At 65.7% G+C, this 16,190-nt stretch carries 13 protein-coding genes and 1 pseudogene; 5 read left to right on the plus strand and 9 right to left on the minus strand.

Translation table 11 applies throughout. The features are described 5' to 3' along the window. Positions 1-76: 76 nt before the first annotated feature. A complete protein-coding gene (pmbA, locus tag EKK97_RS15055) occupies positions 77-1,417 on the minus strand; it encodes a metalloprotease PmbA (protein WP_159553091.1) in 1,341 nt (446 codons plus the stop codon). Between the two features lie 147 nt (positions 1,418-1,564). Between pmbA and yjgA the strand changes: the two are divergent. Next, positions 1,565-2,070, plus strand: a pseudogene (gene yjgA / locus EKK97_RS15060) (ribosome biogenesis factor YjgA). A 92-nt stretch (positions 2,071-2,162) separates the two neighbouring features. Here the strand turns inward: yjgA and tldD are convergent. From tldD to EKK97_RS15095, 8 genes are all read right to left on the minus strand, one after another. Next, on the minus strand, positions 2,163-3,617 hold the full coding sequence (gene tldD / locus EKK97_RS15065; protein ID WP_159553093.1) for a metalloprotease TldD: 1,455 nt from the start codon (positions 3,615-3,617) through the stop codon (positions 2,163-2,165). After that, complete coding sequence (locus EKK97_RS24845; RefSeq protein WP_236551235.1) at positions 3,614-4,243, minus strand: YhdP family protein; 630 nt, start codon at positions 4,241-4,243, stop codon at positions 3,614-3,616. The genes tldD and EKK97_RS24845 overlap by 4 nt, the downstream gene beginning before the upstream one ends. Next, positions 4,240-7,443 carry a YhdP family phospholipid transporter gene (locus EKK97_RS15070; RefSeq protein ID WP_236551236.1) on the minus strand — a complete coding sequence of 1,068 codons (3,204 nt, stop codon included), beginning with the start codon at positions 7,441-7,443 and terminating at the stop codon, positions 4,240-4,242. Before EKK97_RS15070 ends, EKK97_RS24845 begins: the two co-directional genes overlap by 4 nt. Before the next feature lie 7 nt (positions 7,444-7,450). Then, positions 7,451-8,914 (minus strand): ribonuclease G, encoded by a 1,464-nt coding sequence (gene rng / locus EKK97_RS15075; RefSeq protein ID WP_159553095.1) that lies wholly within the window; start codon positions 8,912-8,914, stop codon positions 7,451-7,453. Between the two features lie 53 nt (positions 8,915-8,967). Then, entirely contained in the window at positions 8,968-9,564 is a 597-nt protein-coding gene (locus EKK97_RS15080) for a Maf family protein (RefSeq protein WP_159553097.1), read from the minus strand. Positions 9,565-9,575: 11 nt separating this feature from the next. Further along, a complete protein-coding gene (gene mreD / locus EKK97_RS15085) occupies positions 9,576-10,067 on the minus strand; it encodes a rod shape-determining protein MreD (protein ID WP_159553099.1) in 492 nt (163 codons plus the stop codon). Continuing rightward, entirely contained in the window at positions 10,067-10,942 is an 876-nt protein-coding gene (gene mreC, locus EKK97_RS15090) for a rod shape-determining protein MreC (protein WP_159553101.1), read from the minus strand. The genes mreD and mreC overlap by 1 nt, the downstream gene beginning before the upstream one ends. A 129-nt stretch (positions 10,943-11,071) precedes the next feature. Beyond that, positions 11,072-12,109, minus strand: coding sequence for a rod shape-determining protein (locus EKK97_RS15095; protein WP_104201758.1), 1,038 nt, complete (start codon positions 12,107-12,109; stop codon positions 11,072-11,074). A gap of 179 nt (positions 12,110-12,288) precedes the next feature. On the opposite strand from EKK97_RS15095, the gene gatC reads away from it, so the two are divergent. From gatC to EKK97_RS15115, 4 genes are all read left to right on the plus strand, one after another. Then, positions 12,289-12,576, plus strand: coding sequence for an Asp-tRNA(Asn)/Glu-tRNA(Gln) amidotransferase subunit GatC (gatC, locus tag EKK97_RS15100; RefSeq protein ID WP_159553103.1), 288 nt, complete (start codon positions 12,289-12,291; stop codon positions 12,574-12,576). Positions 12,577-12,660: 84 nt separating this feature from the next. After that, the gene (gatA, locus tag EKK97_RS15105; protein WP_159553105.1) at positions 12,661-14,121 is read left to right on the plus strand and encodes an Asp-tRNA(Asn)/Glu-tRNA(Gln) amidotransferase subunit GatA; all 1,461 of its coding nucleotides are present in this window, start codon (positions 12,661-12,663) and stop codon (positions 14,119-14,121) included. Next, positions 14,121-15,575 carry an Asp-tRNA(Asn)/Glu-tRNA(Gln) amidotransferase subunit GatB gene (gene gatB, locus EKK97_RS15110; RefSeq protein ID WP_159553107.1) on the plus strand — a complete coding sequence of 485 codons (1,455 nt, stop codon included), beginning with the start codon at positions 14,121-14,123 and terminating at the stop codon, positions 15,573-15,575. The genes gatA and gatB overlap by 1 nt, the downstream gene beginning before the upstream one ends. Positions 15,576-15,627: 52 nt before the next feature. Then, positions 15,628-16,179: a cupin domain-containing protein gene (locus tag EKK97_RS15115; RefSeq protein ID WP_159553109.1), complete on the plus strand. Its 552-nt coding sequence runs from the start codon at positions 15,628-15,630 to the stop codon at positions 16,177-16,179. Positions 16,180-16,190 lie beyond the last annotated feature (11 nt).

Below are 16,190 nucleotides of genomic sequence, written 5' to 3' on the forward strand. Positions count from 1 at the left end.
CGGGCTTCGCCTGGCCTGGCCATCGCTCGCTCATTCCCGATAACTTAATGGGGAAAGCGTAAAGCGCCCATTCAGCTCATGAGCCGGCCACGGTCATCTCGTCGATCAGCCAACTGCCGGTATGGATACTGCCGCGGGTATCGATGTCGCTGCCCACGCCGACCAGCCCCTTGAACATCGCTTCGAGATTGCCGGCAATGGTGAACTCCTCCACTGGATGCTGGATTTCGCCGTTCTCAACCCAGAAGCCGGCCGCACCGCGGGAGTAGTCGCCGGTGACACCGTTCACCCCCTGCCCCATTAGCTCGGTGACCAGCACGCCTCGACCCATCCGCGAGAGCAGTGCCTCGCGCGACTCGAGCGGGGCCGTGATGCGCAGGTTGCGCGCCCCGCCTGCGTTGCCGGTGGTCTGCATGCCAAGACGCCGCGCGCTGTAGGCCGAGAGCATGTAGCTGGCAAGGCGCCCTGCTTCGATGAAAACGTTGTCGCGAGTCTGCACGCCATCGTTGTCGAACGGCGAGCTGGCCATGGCGCCGCGCTCCATGGGCCGTTCGCCCAAGCTGAACCAGTCGGGAAACAGTGGTTCACCCAACCGGTCGCACAGGAACGACGCTTGGCGATAGAGCGCACCACCGGCTATGGCACTCATCAGGTGGCCGACGAGACCGCTGGCCACGGTGGCATCGAACAGCACCGGCAAGCGCCCAGTGGCCGGCCGCTGCGCGCCCAGGCGACGCAGGGTGCGCTCGGCGGCACGCTTGCCCACTTCCTCTGCGGCCAACAGGTCGCGGGGATTGCGCGCACTGGTGTAATCGTAGTCGCGCTGCATGCCGCCCTCATCTTCGGCGATCAACATGCAGGACAGCGAATGCCGGCTACCACGCTGACTGCCGAGGAAGCCATGACTATTGGCATACACCCGCACCCCCTCGCCACTGGAGAGCGACGCCCCCTCGGACTGGCGGATGCCGGACTCGGCACGCCCGGCCGCTTCACAGGCCAGTGCCAGCTCGACGGCCTGTTCGGTGGAGAGCGACCAGGGGTGGTGCACGTCGAGGTCCGGCAGGTCGGTGGCCATCAACTCGGCATCGGCCAGCCCCGCCGCAGGATCCTCACCGGTATACAGCGCGATGGCCATGGCTTTCTCCACGACCTCACGGATCGAGGCATCGCTGGCATCGGTGGAGGAGGCGCTGCCCTTGTGGCCGCGCAGGTAGACCGTGACGGCAATTCCCTGGTCGCGGGAGAGTTCGACGGACTCCACCTCTCCTTCACGTACGCTGATGCCGATTCCCTGATCGACACTGGCTCCCACTTCGCAGGCATCCGCCCCCAGGTGCTTCGCCAGAAGCAGCGCCTGCTCGGCGCGGGACTCCAGCAGGGCCTGCTGGGCAGCGGCATCGAAAGCCTTGGTCATGTGTGTCTCCCTCATTCACCGGCCAAGCCGGTCCTCGCAAGTGTCACTTCCCGCCGCAAGGCGGCGGCCTGATATACTGCTGCCATTCGGGCCTGTTCGCTGCGCGATGGCCAACCGAATTCCAATCCCTTACCACTTGGATGCGGCATGACCCAGGATATTCCCTCCCCCTCCGACGAAAGACCCAGCAAGTCGCAGCTCAAGCGTGAAATGCATGCGCTGCAGGCACTGGGCGAGCAGATCATCGCCATGACTCCCGCGGAACGTGCCCGCTTCCCGCTTTCCGAGGACATGCTCGCCGCCGTCGAGGAAACCTCCCGCATCCGCTCCACGAGGGGCGCCGGCGCCACATGCAGTACGTGGGCAAGCTGATGCGGCGCGAGGACCTGGAAGCGATCCAGGCCGTGTTCGACGAAATCGAGCAGGAGAACCGTCGCCGCGATCTGGCCTTCCATCGTCTCGAGAAGTGGCGTGACCGGCTGATCGACGAAGGCGACGAGGCCGTGGAGGCCTTCATCGCCGACTATCCCGATGTCGATCGCCAGGCGCTTCGCCAGTTGATCCGCAACGCCAGAAGCGAGCGCGAACGGGGCAAGCCCCCAGCCAACGCCCGCAAACTGTTCCGGCTGATCCGCGATACGGCCGGACTATAGCGCGGCGAGCTACGGGCCTCGGGCAACGAGCAAAGCCCGCAGCCCGCAGCCCGCAGCCCGCAGGATCTACAAGCTTGCGGCCCTCGTAGTGGTCAAGATTGCGTTCCTCCAACGGTGAGCTCATCAAGCTTCAACGTCGGCTGGCCAACCCCCACCGGCACGCCCTGTCCCTCCTTGCCGCATACGCCGATGCCAGTGTCGAGTTCCAGGTCGTGGCCGATCATCGACACCCGCCCCATCGCCTCCGGCCCGTTGCCGATCAGGGTGGCGCCCTTCACCGGCACGGTGATCCTGCCATTCTCAATCAAATAGGCTTCGCTCGCCGAGAACACGAACTTGCCCGAGGTGATGTCCACCTGGCCACCGCCGAAGCTGACCGCATAGATACCACGCTTGACGCTGCCGATGATGTCGGCCGGATCGTCCTGGCCAGCCAGCATGTAGGTATTGGTCATGCGCGGCATCGGCATGTGGGCGAACGACTCGCGCCGGGCATTGCCGGTGGGCGTCATGCCCATCAGCCGGGCGTTGAGCTTGTCCTGCATGTAGCCGGTGAGGATGCCGTCCTCGATCAACGTGGTGTTCTGGCCCGGTGTGCCTTCGTCGTCCACGCTCATGGAGCCGCGCCGATCGGCCAGGGTGGCATCGTCCACCACCGTCACGCCAGGCGCAGCGACACGTTGCCCCATGCGACCGGCAAAGGCGGAACTGCCCTTGCGGTTGAAGTCGCCCTCCAGGCCGTGCCCCACCGCCTCGTGAAGCAGAATCCCCGGCCAACCGGGGCCAAGCACCACCGGCATCTGCCCGGCCGGAGCGTCCACTGCCTCCAGGTTTACCAGCGCCTGACGCACCGCCTCCTTGGCAAAGCGCTCGGCGGCGTTGTCATCGCGCAGCCGCGACATGGCATAGCGCCCGCCGCCACCCGCACTGCCACGCTCACGTCGTCCATTCCGGACCGCAATGACGCTGACGTTGAAACGCACCAGCGGCCGAATGTCCGCCGCCAGGGTGCCATCGCTGGCACGCACCAGCACGACCTCGTGCACGCCGGTGAGCGATGCGCTGACCTGGGAGACAGCCGGGTCGGCGGCACGCGCCACCCGGTCGGCTTGCTTGAGCATGGCAATCTTCTCTTCCGCCGACAGGCCGGCGAGAGGATCGATTGCGGCATAGCGCAACGCGCCCTGGCTCACGACTCGGGAACCAAGCGGAAGACGCGCTCCGCTGCGCACGATGCCCGAGGCCGTGCGCCCCGTTTCCGCCAGGGCATCGAGAGTGATCTGGTTGGAATAGGCGAAGCCGGTCTTCTCGCCCGCCATGGCACGCACACCGACGCCCCCGTCGATGTTGTAGCCGGCCTCCTTGACCTCGCCATCCTCGAGCACCCAGCTCTCGTGCCAGCTTCTCTGGAAATAGAGGTCGGCATAATCGACCCCCGGAGCCAGCACGTGGCCGAGTCCAGCATCGAGGGCGTCGATATCCAGCCCACCGGGGTGCAATAGGATCTCGACGGCGGTATCGAGCAAGGCAGGTGAAGATGTCGTCATTCGGCGGTTTCCAGTGTGATGTCCGGCGAGGTCCAGGGGCCTCGCACGCGATAGTGAATTCGGGTGACCCGGTCGATGGCTCTGCCGAACAGACGGTCGGCAATGAACAGGGCACCGCCCACTACTGGCGCACCGGCGATAACCGCGGCCAGCGGCAGGCTGCTACTGACTGGCACTGTGACGCCCAGACGCTGATCCAGTTCCCGTCGTGCCAGATCGACGGTGCCGTCCAGGGTGAAGGAAGTGGCCGGGCCATCGATGAGCACCGGACCATTGGTTTCCAGTACGCCTCCATACAGGGTAGCAGCCCCACTCACCCGATCGAAGGCCGTGCCCTGCCCGGTCACGTCGGAAAAGTCCATGCGCAACCTGCGCACCAGATTGTCGACGTTGAGCAGCCCCACCACCCGCGCCGTCGGCGACTCCAGATTGACGAAGCGGCCATTGCGCAACTCGACTTCGATACTGCCTCGCGAACGCGCCAGGGCGAACTGCCAGGGCGGTCCCGGCCAGGCCAGCTGACTGCGCACGCGCGTCTCGCCGCTGCGGATCGAGACCGGCTGACCGAGCCGCTCCAGTGCAGTGCCCAGATCACGCCCATCGAGATCGAGCCGCGAGCGAGTCAAGCTGTCGCCCGGACCGGCGGACTCCCAGACGACTTCCCCCGGGCCGAAATCTGGCCCAGGGTCAGTCCCAGAGGGACGATGCTGAGCCGCTGCGGCCCACTTTGCCAATGAGCGGTCAACGGACCGATCTGGCGTCCTTGGTAGAGAATGTCGGCGATACGCAGGCGACCATCGGGAAGCTCGCTGGTCCACTGAGGCAGCGGCGTGGGATCGGGCGGTACGTCGAGCTCCTCGAGCAGGTTGCCGGCCCCTTCCGGCTGTGCGGGGAGCAGTCCATCGAGGGTCAAACGCTCTAGTGCGATATCCAAGGGGTCGGTGAGCGACGGACGGTAATCGAGGTAACCCTCGAGCAGGTCTCCCCGCAGGCCGACACGCCAACCACCGCCGGTGTGCGGCCGTGCATCGGCGGTCATGGTGCCTAGGCAATCCTGCGGACCGACGAGACAGGCGGTCTCCACTCGCAGGCGACGTAGCGCCCCAGAGCCCGCACCGCTATCCGGCGAGCCATTGCCAAGCATCGGTGCCAGCGCCGTACTCCACTCCACCAGGTCGAGACGGGATTGGTAAAGGGTACCCGACCATCCCTCCTGCTCGGGCCAACTGGGCGCTTCGGGCAGTCGCCCAAGCCAGAACTGACCCTGGCCCAGATCCGACCACGGCAGGCCGCGCCAGCGCAGGCGGGCATCACCGCCCATTTCGGCTTCCACCCGCTGTTGATCGAGATCGGCTTCGATCCACAGCGGACGACTCTCCCCAGCCGCCTTGCCCAGCGGCGACGGCAGGTCGATGGCGACACCCTGCAGGCTGCTGTCGAAGCGAACCGTATTGCGCGTTTCGCCAAGCTCGAAGCGGCCGCGCCACGGCAGGCGACCCGACAGCCGAGCGCCGAGCGCACCGGCATCGAAGCGCTGCGACACTCTATCCACCTCAGCGGCGCCATCGAGTGCAACGTAGCCTGCCAGAGTATCGATCTCAGCATTGAACGGCCCGCCGAACAAACGCCCTTCCAAGCGGCCCTCGAGCCCACCCTCTTCATCGCGCTGACGCCAGGCGAGCGCCCCCTTCACATCGCTGAGAGGCACTTCCAGCGGCAGGTAGACGAGACGCTGCATATCGACGTCGGTTTCGAGGTCGAGCCGAAAGCCGTCATCCTCCCCCAGCAGGGTAGTAAGCTCGATGCTACCGCTGGCGCGGCCCTCTCCGCGCCAATCGTCGACCTGCTCCATGCCGTCGACCGGAATCGCCCGTAAATAGCGCCGGATGCCATCGGCATCGGCAGCCAGATCGCCAGTCACGCGGAGTACGTCATCCTCGATGGCAACCTGACCGTTGGTCCCCTCGACACCCAGGCTCTCGGCGTAGCGCACCTCGGCATCGAGGGTGCCGATGCCGGCACGCAGCCGGCCTTCGACCGATTCGATCACCGGCCACTGCGGATCGAACGGCAGCCGGCCGTCGACGATTTCAAGGTCGAGCTGAAGACGTGGCTCAAGGCCGCTGCCGCCGCGTCGGAGCGGCAGATGCAGTTTGAGTTCGCCAGACGGCACGCGGCCGGCCACGCCCGCCGCCAGCCAGGCGTCTAGCTCCTCGCCCAGCACATCGGCAGGCAGCCAGTCCACCAGCGGCCGCTCCAGTGCATCTACATCGCGGAAGCGCAGGTCAAGGCCCAAGCCACCATGTACGCCGCCACCGATCGCTAGGCCGAAGCTTCCCTCGACCTCAGCATCCTGCCAGCCGGCCTTGAGATTGCGTCCACTGACGAAGGTACGTGGTCCCTCGTAGGTCCAGCGCACCTCGCCACTGGCATGGGAAAGCTCCATCGGAGCCTGATAGAGCTGCGGTATCTTCAGGGCGGGCTCGCCCACGCCGACGAACTCGACCCGACCGGAGAGGTCCCGTGCTTCGACCCAGGCATCCAGCGGACCGCCTCCCGGGACCTCGTCCCAGGGCTCCACCTCGACCTGATGCACGGCGGCCTGTGCCACCCAATGCCCGTTGCGCCGACCGACTCCCAAGCCCGAAACCAGGCCACGAGGCCCCAGGGCATCGATGGTACGCACCAGCCCTTCGGGCAGTAGAATGCGTTCACGCCAAGCGGCAAGCGAGGCCAGCTCGAATTGACTGGTGGTCAGCCACCAGCCCTCGCCATCATGGCGCAGGTGCCAGAAGTGTGGCAGCGCCGGCTCTCGCTCACGCTCGAGTTCATCCGGCTCCGCCCATTCGGCGGCCGAGGCGTCGCCCTGCAACCAGGCCTCCCAGCCCGAGTCGCTGCGCAACCACTGACCACGCGCCCTGAACGGTTCCAATACGATCGGTGCATCATCGCGGCGCAGCGCCAGCCGCGGGATGTCGAGATCGATACGCGCATCGGCCAGGGCACCACGGTGCCAACGTCCCCACAGGGTGACGTCACCGCTGGCATCCTCCAACCTCAAGGGATCGTCGGGAGTGAACACCTCGACCAGATCGATCAGCGTGTCGAGCTTCATCTCGGCCTGAAGCGCCGCGCTGAAATCGCGAAAGCCGGTAGGTCCGGGAAAAATCTCCAGCGCGGCCTGCAACGAGGCTTCCTCTTGTCCCTCCAGGTGCACCTCGCCTTCGAGATGGGCACGCCGCTCATCACCAGTGAGCAATAGCCGCGGCGCCAGCATGTCGACCCGGCGCTCGCGACCATGCAGCACCAGCCGCACGTCCTCCACCCAGGCTCGCTGGCGCAGCAGTAACCCGACCCAGAAATCGAGTCGCTCAAGATCGAACTCGCCTTCGAGCAGCTCCGGTGGAATCCTGGCCGGGTCTGGCCAGTGCCAGCCGCCCTGCTCATCCTGATAGAGATGAAGGGTCAACCCACGCATGCGAGCATCAGCGACCACCGGCACGCCGGTACGCAGGCTGGCGGAGGTATCGAGCCACAGCCGGGCGTATTCGACCTCGAGAAGAGGCAGGCCGGCGTCCCCTTCCTGGGTGTTGAGCGACAGACCGCCCCCTTCGATCACGGGATCGAGCCGTGCCAGCCTGGCATTGAACTCGTGCAGCTGAACCGCCGCTCCCGTTCGCGCCTCGAGCAGCCGCTCGACGCGTGGCGCCATTTGATCGACCTGGGACAGTGCCACACGCAGCGCCAACAGCACTACCGCCGCCAGCGCCAACAGCGTGGCCAGGAGCGTGAGGGCCCAGCGTCCTATCTGACGAGAGGAGGACATCGGCCGCTCACATCAGCACGATGTCGTACTGCTCCTGGGAGTAATGGCCCTCGACCTGGAAGCGAATAGTCTTGCCGATGAACGCTTCCAGGTCGGCAACCGCCGCGGACTCCTCGTCGAGCAGCCGATCCACCACCGGCTGAGAGGCCAGCACCATATAGGTCTCGGCGCTGTAGGCACGCTCTTCGCGCAGAATTTCGCGGAAGATCTCGTAGCACACCGTCTCGGCGGTCTTCAGGGTACCGCGACCGCCACAGGTGGGGCACGACTCGCACAGTGTCTGCTCCAGACTCTCGCGGGTGCGCTTGCGCGTCAGTTGCACCAGCCCCAGTTCGGTGACGCCGGTGCATTTGGTCTTGGCATGGTCGCGCTCCAGCGCTTTCTCCAGTACCCGCAGCACCTGACGCTGATGCTCGGGATCTTCCATGTCGATGAAGTCGATAATGATGATGCCGCCGAGATTGCGCAGGCGCAGTTGGCGGGCAATGGCGTTGGCTGCCTCGAGGTTGGTCTTGAAGATGGTTTCCTCGAGGTTGCGATGCCCCACGTAGCCGCCGGTATTGACGTCGATGGTGGTCATCGCCTCGGTGGGATCGATCACCAGGTAGCCGCCGGACTTGAGCTGGACCTTGCGGCCCAGCGCCTTCTGGATCTCATCCTCGACGCTGTAGAGGTCGAAGATCGGTCGCTCACCGGGATAGTACTCGATGCGCGCCGTGCAGTCGGGCATGAACTCCTCGGCGAACTCAAGCAGCTTGACGTAGTTCTCGCGCGAATCGATGCGCACCTTCTCGATCTCGTCGCGCATCAGATCGCGCAGGGTACGAATGAACAGCGGCAGGTCGTCGTAGATCACGCTGGGCGCCGGTGCGGTCACCTTGCGCTCGCTGACCTTGCGCCATAGCCGCAGGAGAAAGTGCATGTCGGAGAAAAGTTCGTCCTTGCCCACGTTCTCCGCCGCCGTGCGCACGATGAAGCCGCCGGTGATCTCGATCTCCTGCTCGGCCTGGCAGAGTTCGAGCAGTTCGCGCAGCCGCTCGCGCTCACGCTCGTCCTCGATACGCTGGGACACGCCATGATGGGGGGAGTCGGGCATGTAGACCAGGTAGCGCGACGGCACCGACAGGTGGGTCGTCAGACGCGCACCCTTGGAGCCGATGGGATCCTTGGTGACCTGAACGACCAGAGCCTGGCCCTCATGGAGCAACTGGCCGATGGAGGCCTGCTCCTCGGGTGGGGTTCCCGGCGGCATCACTTCGTGGGCATGAATGAAAGCCGCGCGGTCGAGGCCGATATCGACAAAGGCCGCCTGCATGCCGGGTAGTACCCGCACCACGCGGCCCTTGTAGATATTGCCGACGATGCCGCGTCGCCGCGTACGCTCGATTAGCGCTTCCTGCAACACGCCGTTTTCCACCACCGCCACGCGGGTTTCCATCGGCGTCAGGTTGATCAGTACTTCGCCGCTCATGCGGAAGTCCTTGTCCAATTCAGTCTTCGCCGCATTATGACATAGTGATGCGGCTAGACAGCACCATTCCAAATCGGCACGCCCTGTCGCGCCAGCAGCTGCGCCGTCTCGAACAACGGCAGCCCCACCACTGCCGAGTGGCTGCCCTCGATGCGTTCGACGAAGATCGCCGCCAGCCCCTGAATGGCATAGCCGCCCGCCTTGTCGGCCGGCTCGCCGGTATCCCAGTAGGCCGCCATTTCCCTGTCGCTGATATCCCTCATGAAGACTCGCGTCGCCACGCAAGTCTCGAGCAACCCGGCCGGCCCCATCACTGCCACGGCGGTGAGCACCTCGTGCCCGCGGCCCGACAGCAGGCGCAGCATGGCGGCCGCCTCGGCCCTGTCGGCAGGCTTGCCGAGAATCCGGCCATCGCAGACCACGGCCGTATCCGAACCCAATGTCGGAAGCGTCGAATGGCGTCCACCCGCGAGCGCCTTCTCCCGGGCCAGACGCACCACGTAGGCCTCGGGAAGCTCGCCAGGCAGCGCCGTCTCATCGATGTCCACTGGCCGGACCTCGACGGTGAGTCCGATACCGGCCAGCAGCTCACGCCGGCGCGGAGAAGCCGAAGCCAGGCAGAGCGCGGGCGAACACGGTGCATCGCTCATGCTGTCGCTCCTTAGTCGCTCCTCGCCAGGCGCCGCTCGAAAGCCTGGAACATGGTAGCCAGCCAAGGCCAAAGTGCGGCCCCGATCAATGAAGGCAGCAGGAAGGCAAGGTGCATCGAGAAAGGGCCGAACAGGGTTCGCAGCCACTGCTCGACCAACTGCACCAATCCGAGCAGCACCAGGATCAACAGAGACTGCTGAACGAGGGAGTAGGTGCGAAAGCGGGGATAGACCAGCGCCGCGAGGAAGGCCAGCAGCGACAGAGTCAAGGCATTTTGACCCAGCGGCGCCCCCTCGATGAGGTCAAGCAGTATGCCAAGCACGAAGCCATGGAAGACTCCCACCCGATCGGGCGCTGCCATGCACCAATAGATGAGCATCAGGCCGAGCCAGTCGGGACGCCAGATCTGCCAGCCCTCGGCCAAGGGCATCACCTGCAGGCACAGTGCCAGCAGCAGGGTGAACCACATCCAGGGCAGTGCCGTTCGCGGTCCGCTTGGCATCAATCCAGCTCCTCCATCGCAGATGCCAGTTCGGCATCGACCTCAGGTTCGTCGGGCGGCTCGCGGTCCCACATCTCGTCATCCGGTACCGGCACGGGGTCGGGCGGAAACACCAGCAGGAAGTGACGCGAGCGCTGCAGGCGCGCCACCGGCTCGGCCGTCACCCGGGCGAACGGCTGTCCCGGATCGTGTACCACCTCGGTGACCCGCGCCACGGGATATCCCGGTGGGAACCGCCCCGCCAAACCCGAGGTCACCAGCAAATCGCCCACGCGAATGTCGGCCGTGTCCGGCACATGTATCACACGCAGTGCATCGTACTGGCCGCTGCCTTGCAGCACGAAACGCAGCCCATTGCGGTTGACCTGGATCGGCAACGCATGGCTGGCATCGGCCACCATCAAGACCCGGCTGGAATAGGCGGAAACGGCCGTCACCTGCCCCACCAGGCCCGAGGCGTCCAGCACCGGCTGACCCACGAAGACACCGTTGCGGCGACCGCGATCGATTACCATCTGGTGAGTGAACGGGTCAGAGTCGAGAGAGAGCAGTTCGGCGGTAATATAGGAGGCGTCGAGGCGTGCCGCGGCGCCCAGCAATTCACGCAGGCGCACGTTTTCCGCGGTCAGGCTCGACATGTGCTGGACCCGGTGCGACAGGTGTAGCACCTGTTCACGCAAGCGCCGGTTCTCCTCCACCAGGGCACGCTGGTCGGAGAGCGCCAGCGACCCCCAGGCCAGTACGTCGCTCGGCACGGCCACCAGCCATTGGATCGGCGCCACGACCGTGGTGAGCTGCGCACGCACCTCTTCCATACGGGTAAAGCGGTGATCGACGAACATCAAAGCAGAAGCGGCCACCGCACACAACAGCATGCGGTAGCCGGGCACAGAACCGTGCGAGAACAGCGGTTTAATAGACGTCCCCCCCGCACTGGGCGCAGCACGTCGGCTGGCTGCGCCTGTTCAGACTTCGATTCGCACTGGTAGGCGGCCTTGCAGCCGTCAGTCGCTCGAGAGCAGCTCGAAGGTGTGGCGGTCGATCATCTCGAGCGCCTTCCCGCCCCCACGCGCCACGCAGGTCAGCGGATCTTCGGCGACGATGACCGGCAGACCGGTCTCCTCGGCGATCAGCTTGTCGAGATCACGCAGCAGGGCGCCGCCGCCAGTCAGCACCAGACCACGCTCGGCGATGTCCGAGGCAAGCTCCGGCGGAGACTGCTCCAGCGCGCTCTTGACCGCGGCCACGATCGAAGAGAGCGTTTCCTGCAACGCGTCGAGGATCTCATGGGAGTTCAAGGTAAAGCTGCGCGGGATACCCTCGGCCAGGTTGCGACCGCGCACGTCGATCTCGCGCAACTCGCCGCCGGGGTAGGCACAACCGATCTCTTCCTTGATGCGCTCGGCGGTGGCCTCGCCGATCAGGCTGCCGTAGTGGCGCCGCACATAGGCGGAGATAGCCTCATCGAAGCGGTCGCCGCCGACGCGGATCGACTCTGAGTAGACCACGCCATTGAGCGAGATGATGGCAATCTCAGTGGTACCGCCACCGATGTCCACCACCATCGAACCCTGGGCGTCATCCACCGGCAGGCCGGCGCCGATGGCGGCGGCCATGGGCTCCTCGATCAGGAATACCTCGCGGGCACCGGCCCCCTCGGCGGACTCCTTGATCGCCCGACGCTCGACCTGGGTCGACATGCAGGGCACGCAGACCAGCACTCGCGGGCTCGGGGTCAGGAAGGTGCTCTGGTGCACCTTGCGGATGAAGTGCTGCAGCATCTGCTCGGTGACGGTGAAGTCGGCAATCACGCCGTCCTTCATCGGCCGAATGGCGGTAATGTTGCCTGGCGTACGGCCCAGCATGCGCTTGGCATCGGCGCCAACCGCGGCCACGCTGCGCATGTTGCCGGACTGGCGAATGGCCACTACCGACGGCTCATCGAGCACGATACCGCGACCGCGGACATAAATCAGTGTATTGGCCGTACCCAGATCGATGGAAAGATCGCTGGAGAACAGCCCCCTCAAGCGTTTGAACATGGACGTCGTTACCTAGTGCAGACCGGGACCAGTGCGGAGGCAAACGGTATCATCGCGGCCCCCGTGCAGCAAGCGACATGGCACCGCTGCGGGTGCGAGAAGAGTGCCCGCCACGCGTCGGATATGGTACCTTTTCCTGCTGTGCATAACACTCTAATCCGTGCGAGGACACTCAGCTCATGGCGCTTGAACACGCAGACGTGCAGCGGGCCGCCCATTTGGCCCGCCTCGGCCTGACCGACGACGAAGCCGCCCGCTACGTGGACGACCTAGGCCGCATTCTCGAGATGGTCGACATGCTCCAGGGTCTCGACACCAAAGGCGTCGCGCCGCTGGCTCACCCGCTGGACGTCACTCAGCGCCTGCGTGCCGACGAAGTCACCGAGAGCGACCAGCGCAGCCGTTTCCAGCGCTGCGCGCCGGCCGTGGAGAACGGGCTCTACCTCGTTCCTCGAGTCGTCGAATGAGCCCCGGCCGGCCGCCACAGCGGCCGTCGGTCAACGCAGGATCCGCTTTCTCTCTCACGGCACGCCTTCATGGAGCCATGCCGCATGCATGACAAGACCCTTGCCGAACTGGCCCGTTCGCTCGAAGCCGGCGAGTTTTCCAGCCGCGAACTGACCCAGCACCTGCTGGGCCGCATCGACCGCCTCGACGGCAAGCTGAACAGCTTCATCACCGTCACCTACGACCAGGCCCTGGCTGCCGCCGACGCTGCCGACAAGGCACGCGCGGCTGGCGAGGCAGACCTGTTGACCGGCCTGCCCCTGGCGCTGAAGGACATCTTCTGCACCCAGGACATCAAGACCACCGCCGGTTCACGAATGCTCGACAACTTCATCTCGCCCTACGACGCCACCGTGGTCGAGAAGCTCAAGGCCGCCGGTACCGTCAGCCTGGGCAAGACCAACATGGACGAGTTCGCCATGGGCTCCTCCAACGAGAACAGCCACTACGGTGCAGTGAAGAATCCCTGGGATCTCACCGCGGTACCCGGCGGCTCCTCGGGCGGCAGCGCGGCGGCAGTGGCTGCCGGCCTGGTCCCGGCCGCCATCGGCACCGACACCGGCGGCTCGATCCGCCAGCCCGCCGCCTTCTGCGGCATCACCGGACTCAAGCCCACCTATGGGCGGGTGTCGCGCTACGGCATGATCGCCTACGCCTCGAGCCTCGACCAGGCCGGCCCCATGGCCCGCTCCGCCGAAGACTGCGCGCTGCTGCTGGGGGCCATGGCCGGCCACGACCTGCGCGACTCCACCTGCGTGGCGCGCGGCGTGCCCGACTACACCGAGGAGCTCGACACGCCCCTCACCGGCCTCAAGATCGGCCTGCCCCGCGAGTACTTCGGCGACGGCCTCGACCCGCAGGTGGAGGCGGCGGTACGCGATGCCATCAAGGTGTATGAATCGCTCGGCGCCAGCGTGCGCGAGGTGAGCCTGCCGCACACCCACTACGCGATCCCGGCCTACTACGTCATCGCTCCCGCCGAGGCCTCGTCGAATCTGTCGCGCTTCGACGGCGTGCGCTTCGGCCACCGCTGCGCCAACCCAGCCGACCTGATCGACCTGTACAAGCGCAGCCGCGCCGAGGGCTTCGGTGACGAGGTCAAGCGTCGCATCCTGATCGGCACTCACACCCTTTCCGAAGGCTTCTTCGACGCCTACTACAAGAAGGCCCAGCAGGTACGCCGCCTGATCCGCCAGGACTTCCTCGATGCCTTCGAAGAGGTCGACGTACTGATGGGCCCGGCCTCGCCCACGCCGGCCTTCGACCTCGGCGCCAAGAAGGATCCGGTCTCGATGTACCTGCAGGACATCTACACCATTGCCATCAACCTGGCGGGCATTCCCGGCATGAGCGTACCGGCCGGTTTCGCCGGCAGCCGCCCCATCGGGCTGCAGATACTGGGCAGCCACTTCACCGAGGCGCGCCTGCTCAACGTCGCCCATCAGTTCCAGCAGGCCACCGACTGGCACCGTCAACGCCCCGCCTTCGCCGAGGAGAACGCCTGATGCAATGGGAAACCGTGATCGGGTTGGAGGTCCACGTCCAGCTCGCCACCCGCTCGAAGATCTTCTCCGGCGCCTCCACCGCCTTCGGCGCCGAGCCCAACACCCAGGCCTGTGCCGTCGACCTGGGCCTGCCCGGGGTACTGCCGGTTCTCAACGAGGCCGCCGTGGCCATGGCGGTCAAGTTCGGCCTGGCGATTCATGCCGAGATCCCCGAGGTTTCGGTCTTCGATCGCAAGAACTACTTCTACCCCGACCTGCCCAAGGGCTACCAGACCAGCCAGATGTACCAGCCCATCGTCGGTGCCGGTGTGGTCGAGATCACCCTGGAGGACGGCACCACCAAACCGATCCGCGTCCACCACGCGCACCTCGAGGAAGACGCCGGCAAGTCGCTGCACGAAGACTTTCATGGCATGACAGGCGTCGACCTCAACCGCGCCGGCACGCCGCTGCTCGAGATCGTCTCCGAGCCCGACATGCGCTCGGCGAAAGAGGCCGCCGCCTATCTCAAGGCGATCCACTCCATCGTCACCTATCTCGGCATCTCCGACGGCAACATGGCCGAGGGCTCGATGCGCTGCGACGTCAACGTCTCGGTGCGCCCCAAGGGACAGGAAACCTTCGGCACCCGTGCCGAGATCAAGAACGTCAACTCCTTCCGCTTCGTCGAGCGTGCCATCGCCTTCGAGGTAGAGCGCCAGATCGAGCTGCTCGAAGAGGGCGGCAAAGTGGTGCAGGAAACCCGCCTGTTCGATCCCGAGCGCGACGAGACCCGCAGCATGCGCACCAAGGAGGAAGCCAACGACTATCGCTACTTCCCCTGTCCCGACCTGCTGCCGGTGGTGCTCGACAAGGCCTATATCGACCACCTGCGCGACAACCTGCCGGAACTGCCCGCCGAGAAGCGCACCCGCTTCGAGAACGAGCTGGGACTTTCCGCCTACGACGCCAGCGTGCTCTCCGCCACCCGCGAGATGGCCGACTACTTCGACGAGGTGAGGGACGTCTGTGGAGATGCCAAGCAGGCCGCCAACTGGGTCCAGGGCGAACTCTCCGGAGCCCTGAACCGTGAGAACCTGTCGATCAAGGACAGCCCGGTGTCGGCCCGCCAGCTCGGCGAGCTGATCGTGCGGGTCATCGACGACACCATCAACGGCAAGGCCGCCAAGCAGGTGTTCCAGGCGCTGTGGAACGGCCAAGGTGCAAGCGCCGACGACATCATCGAGGCCCAGGGGCTCAAGCAGGTCACCGATACCGGCGCCATCGAGACGATGATCGACCAGGTCATTGCCGACAGCCCGGCTCAGGTGGCCCAGTATCGCGACGCCGAGCCGGACAAGCGTGGCAAGATGATCGGTTACTTTGTCGGTCAGGTGATGAAGGCTTCGCGCGGCACCGCCAACCCGCAACAGGTCAATCAGCTGCTCAAGCAGAAGCTGGATGCCCTCTGCTGAGCCTGTCGGAGCGCCGTCGTCGACGGCGCACGCCGTGGACGAGGAGACCGGCATGTCGGACGATGTAGGCACGCGCCTGCGCGCCCTGCGCACCCTGCGCGGCATTTCCCAGCGCGAGCTGGCCAAGCGCTGCGGGGTCACCCACTCCAGCCTGTCGCTGATCGAACAGGGCAAGGTCAGCCCCTCGGTCAGCTCGCTGAAGAAGATCCTCGACGCTATCCCCATCAGCGTCGGGGATTTCTTCACCATGGACATGGAGAGCCGTAACCAGGTCTTCTACTCCGCCGAGGAACTGGCCGATGTGGGCAGCGGCGAAGTCATCTACAAGCTGGTCGGCGCCAATCGCGCCAGCCGCGCGCTGGCCTTCATGATCGAGACCTACCCCCCCGGCGCCGATACCGGCCGCGAGATGATCGCCCACCAGGGCGAGGAGGCCGGCGTGGTGCTCGAGGGCGAGATCGAGATCACCATCGGCCCTGAAACCCGCCTGCTCGGCCCCGGTGAGGCCTATTACTTCGATACCAACGTGCCGCACCGCTTCCGTAACCCCGGCAAGATCCCCTGCCGACTGGTAAGCTGCTGCACCCCGGCACGCACCTTCTAGCCACGCCGCCT

Origin of the sequence: Billgrantia tianxiuensis (assembly GCF_009834345.1) — a bacterium.
GTDB lineage: Bacteria > Pseudomonadota > Gammaproteobacteria > Pseudomonadales > Halomonadaceae > Halomonas > Halomonas tianxiuensis.

Excerpts from the sequence above, each read along its gene's own strand:
- EKK97_RS15115 (WP_159553109.1), top strand. The coding sequence starts at position 15,628 with ATGTCGGACGATGTAGGCACGCGCCTGCGCGCCCTGCGCACCCTGCGC.
- EKK97_RS15080 (WP_159553097.1), bottom strand. The coding sequence starts at position 9,564 with ATGAGCGATGCACCGTGTTCGCCCGCGCTCTGCCTGGCTTCGGCTTCT.
- EKK97_RS15095 (WP_104201758.1), bottom strand. The coding sequence starts at position 12,109 with ATGTTCAAACGCTTGAGGGGGCTGTTCTCCAGCGATCTTTCCATCGAT.
- pmbA (WP_159553091.1), bottom strand. The coding sequence starts at position 1,417 with ATGACCAAGGCTTTCGATGCCGCTGCCCAGCAGGCCCTGCTGGAGTCC.
- mreD (WP_159553099.1), bottom strand. The coding sequence starts at position 10,067 with ATGCCAAGCGGACCGCGAACGGCACTGCCCTGGATGTGGTTCACCCTG.
- gatC (WP_159553103.1), top strand. The coding sequence starts at position 12,289 with ATGGCGCTTGAACACGCAGACGTGCAGCGGGCCGCCCATTTGGCCCGC.
- gatA (WP_159553105.1), top strand. The coding sequence starts at position 12,661 with ATGCATGACAAGACCCTTGCCGAACTGGCCCGTTCGCTCGAAGCCGGC.
- mreC (WP_159553101.1), bottom strand. The coding sequence starts at position 10,942 with ATGCTGTTGTGTGCGGTGGCCGCTTCTGCTTTGATGTTCGTCGATCAC.
- EKK97_RS15070 (WP_236551236.1), bottom strand. The coding sequence starts at position 7,443 with ATGTCCTCCTCTCGTCAGATAGGACGCTGGGCCCTCACGCTCCTGGCC.
- rng (WP_159553095.1), bottom strand. The coding sequence starts at position 8,914 with ATGAGCGGCGAAGTACTGATCAACCTGACGCCGATGGAAACCCGCGTG.
- gatB (WP_159553107.1), top strand. The coding sequence starts at position 14,121 with ATGCAATGGGAAACCGTGATCGGGTTGGAGGTCCACGTCCAGCTCGCC.
- tldD (WP_159553093.1), bottom strand. The coding sequence starts at position 3,617 with ATGACGACATCTTCACCTGCCTTGCTCGATACCGCCGTCGAGATCCTA.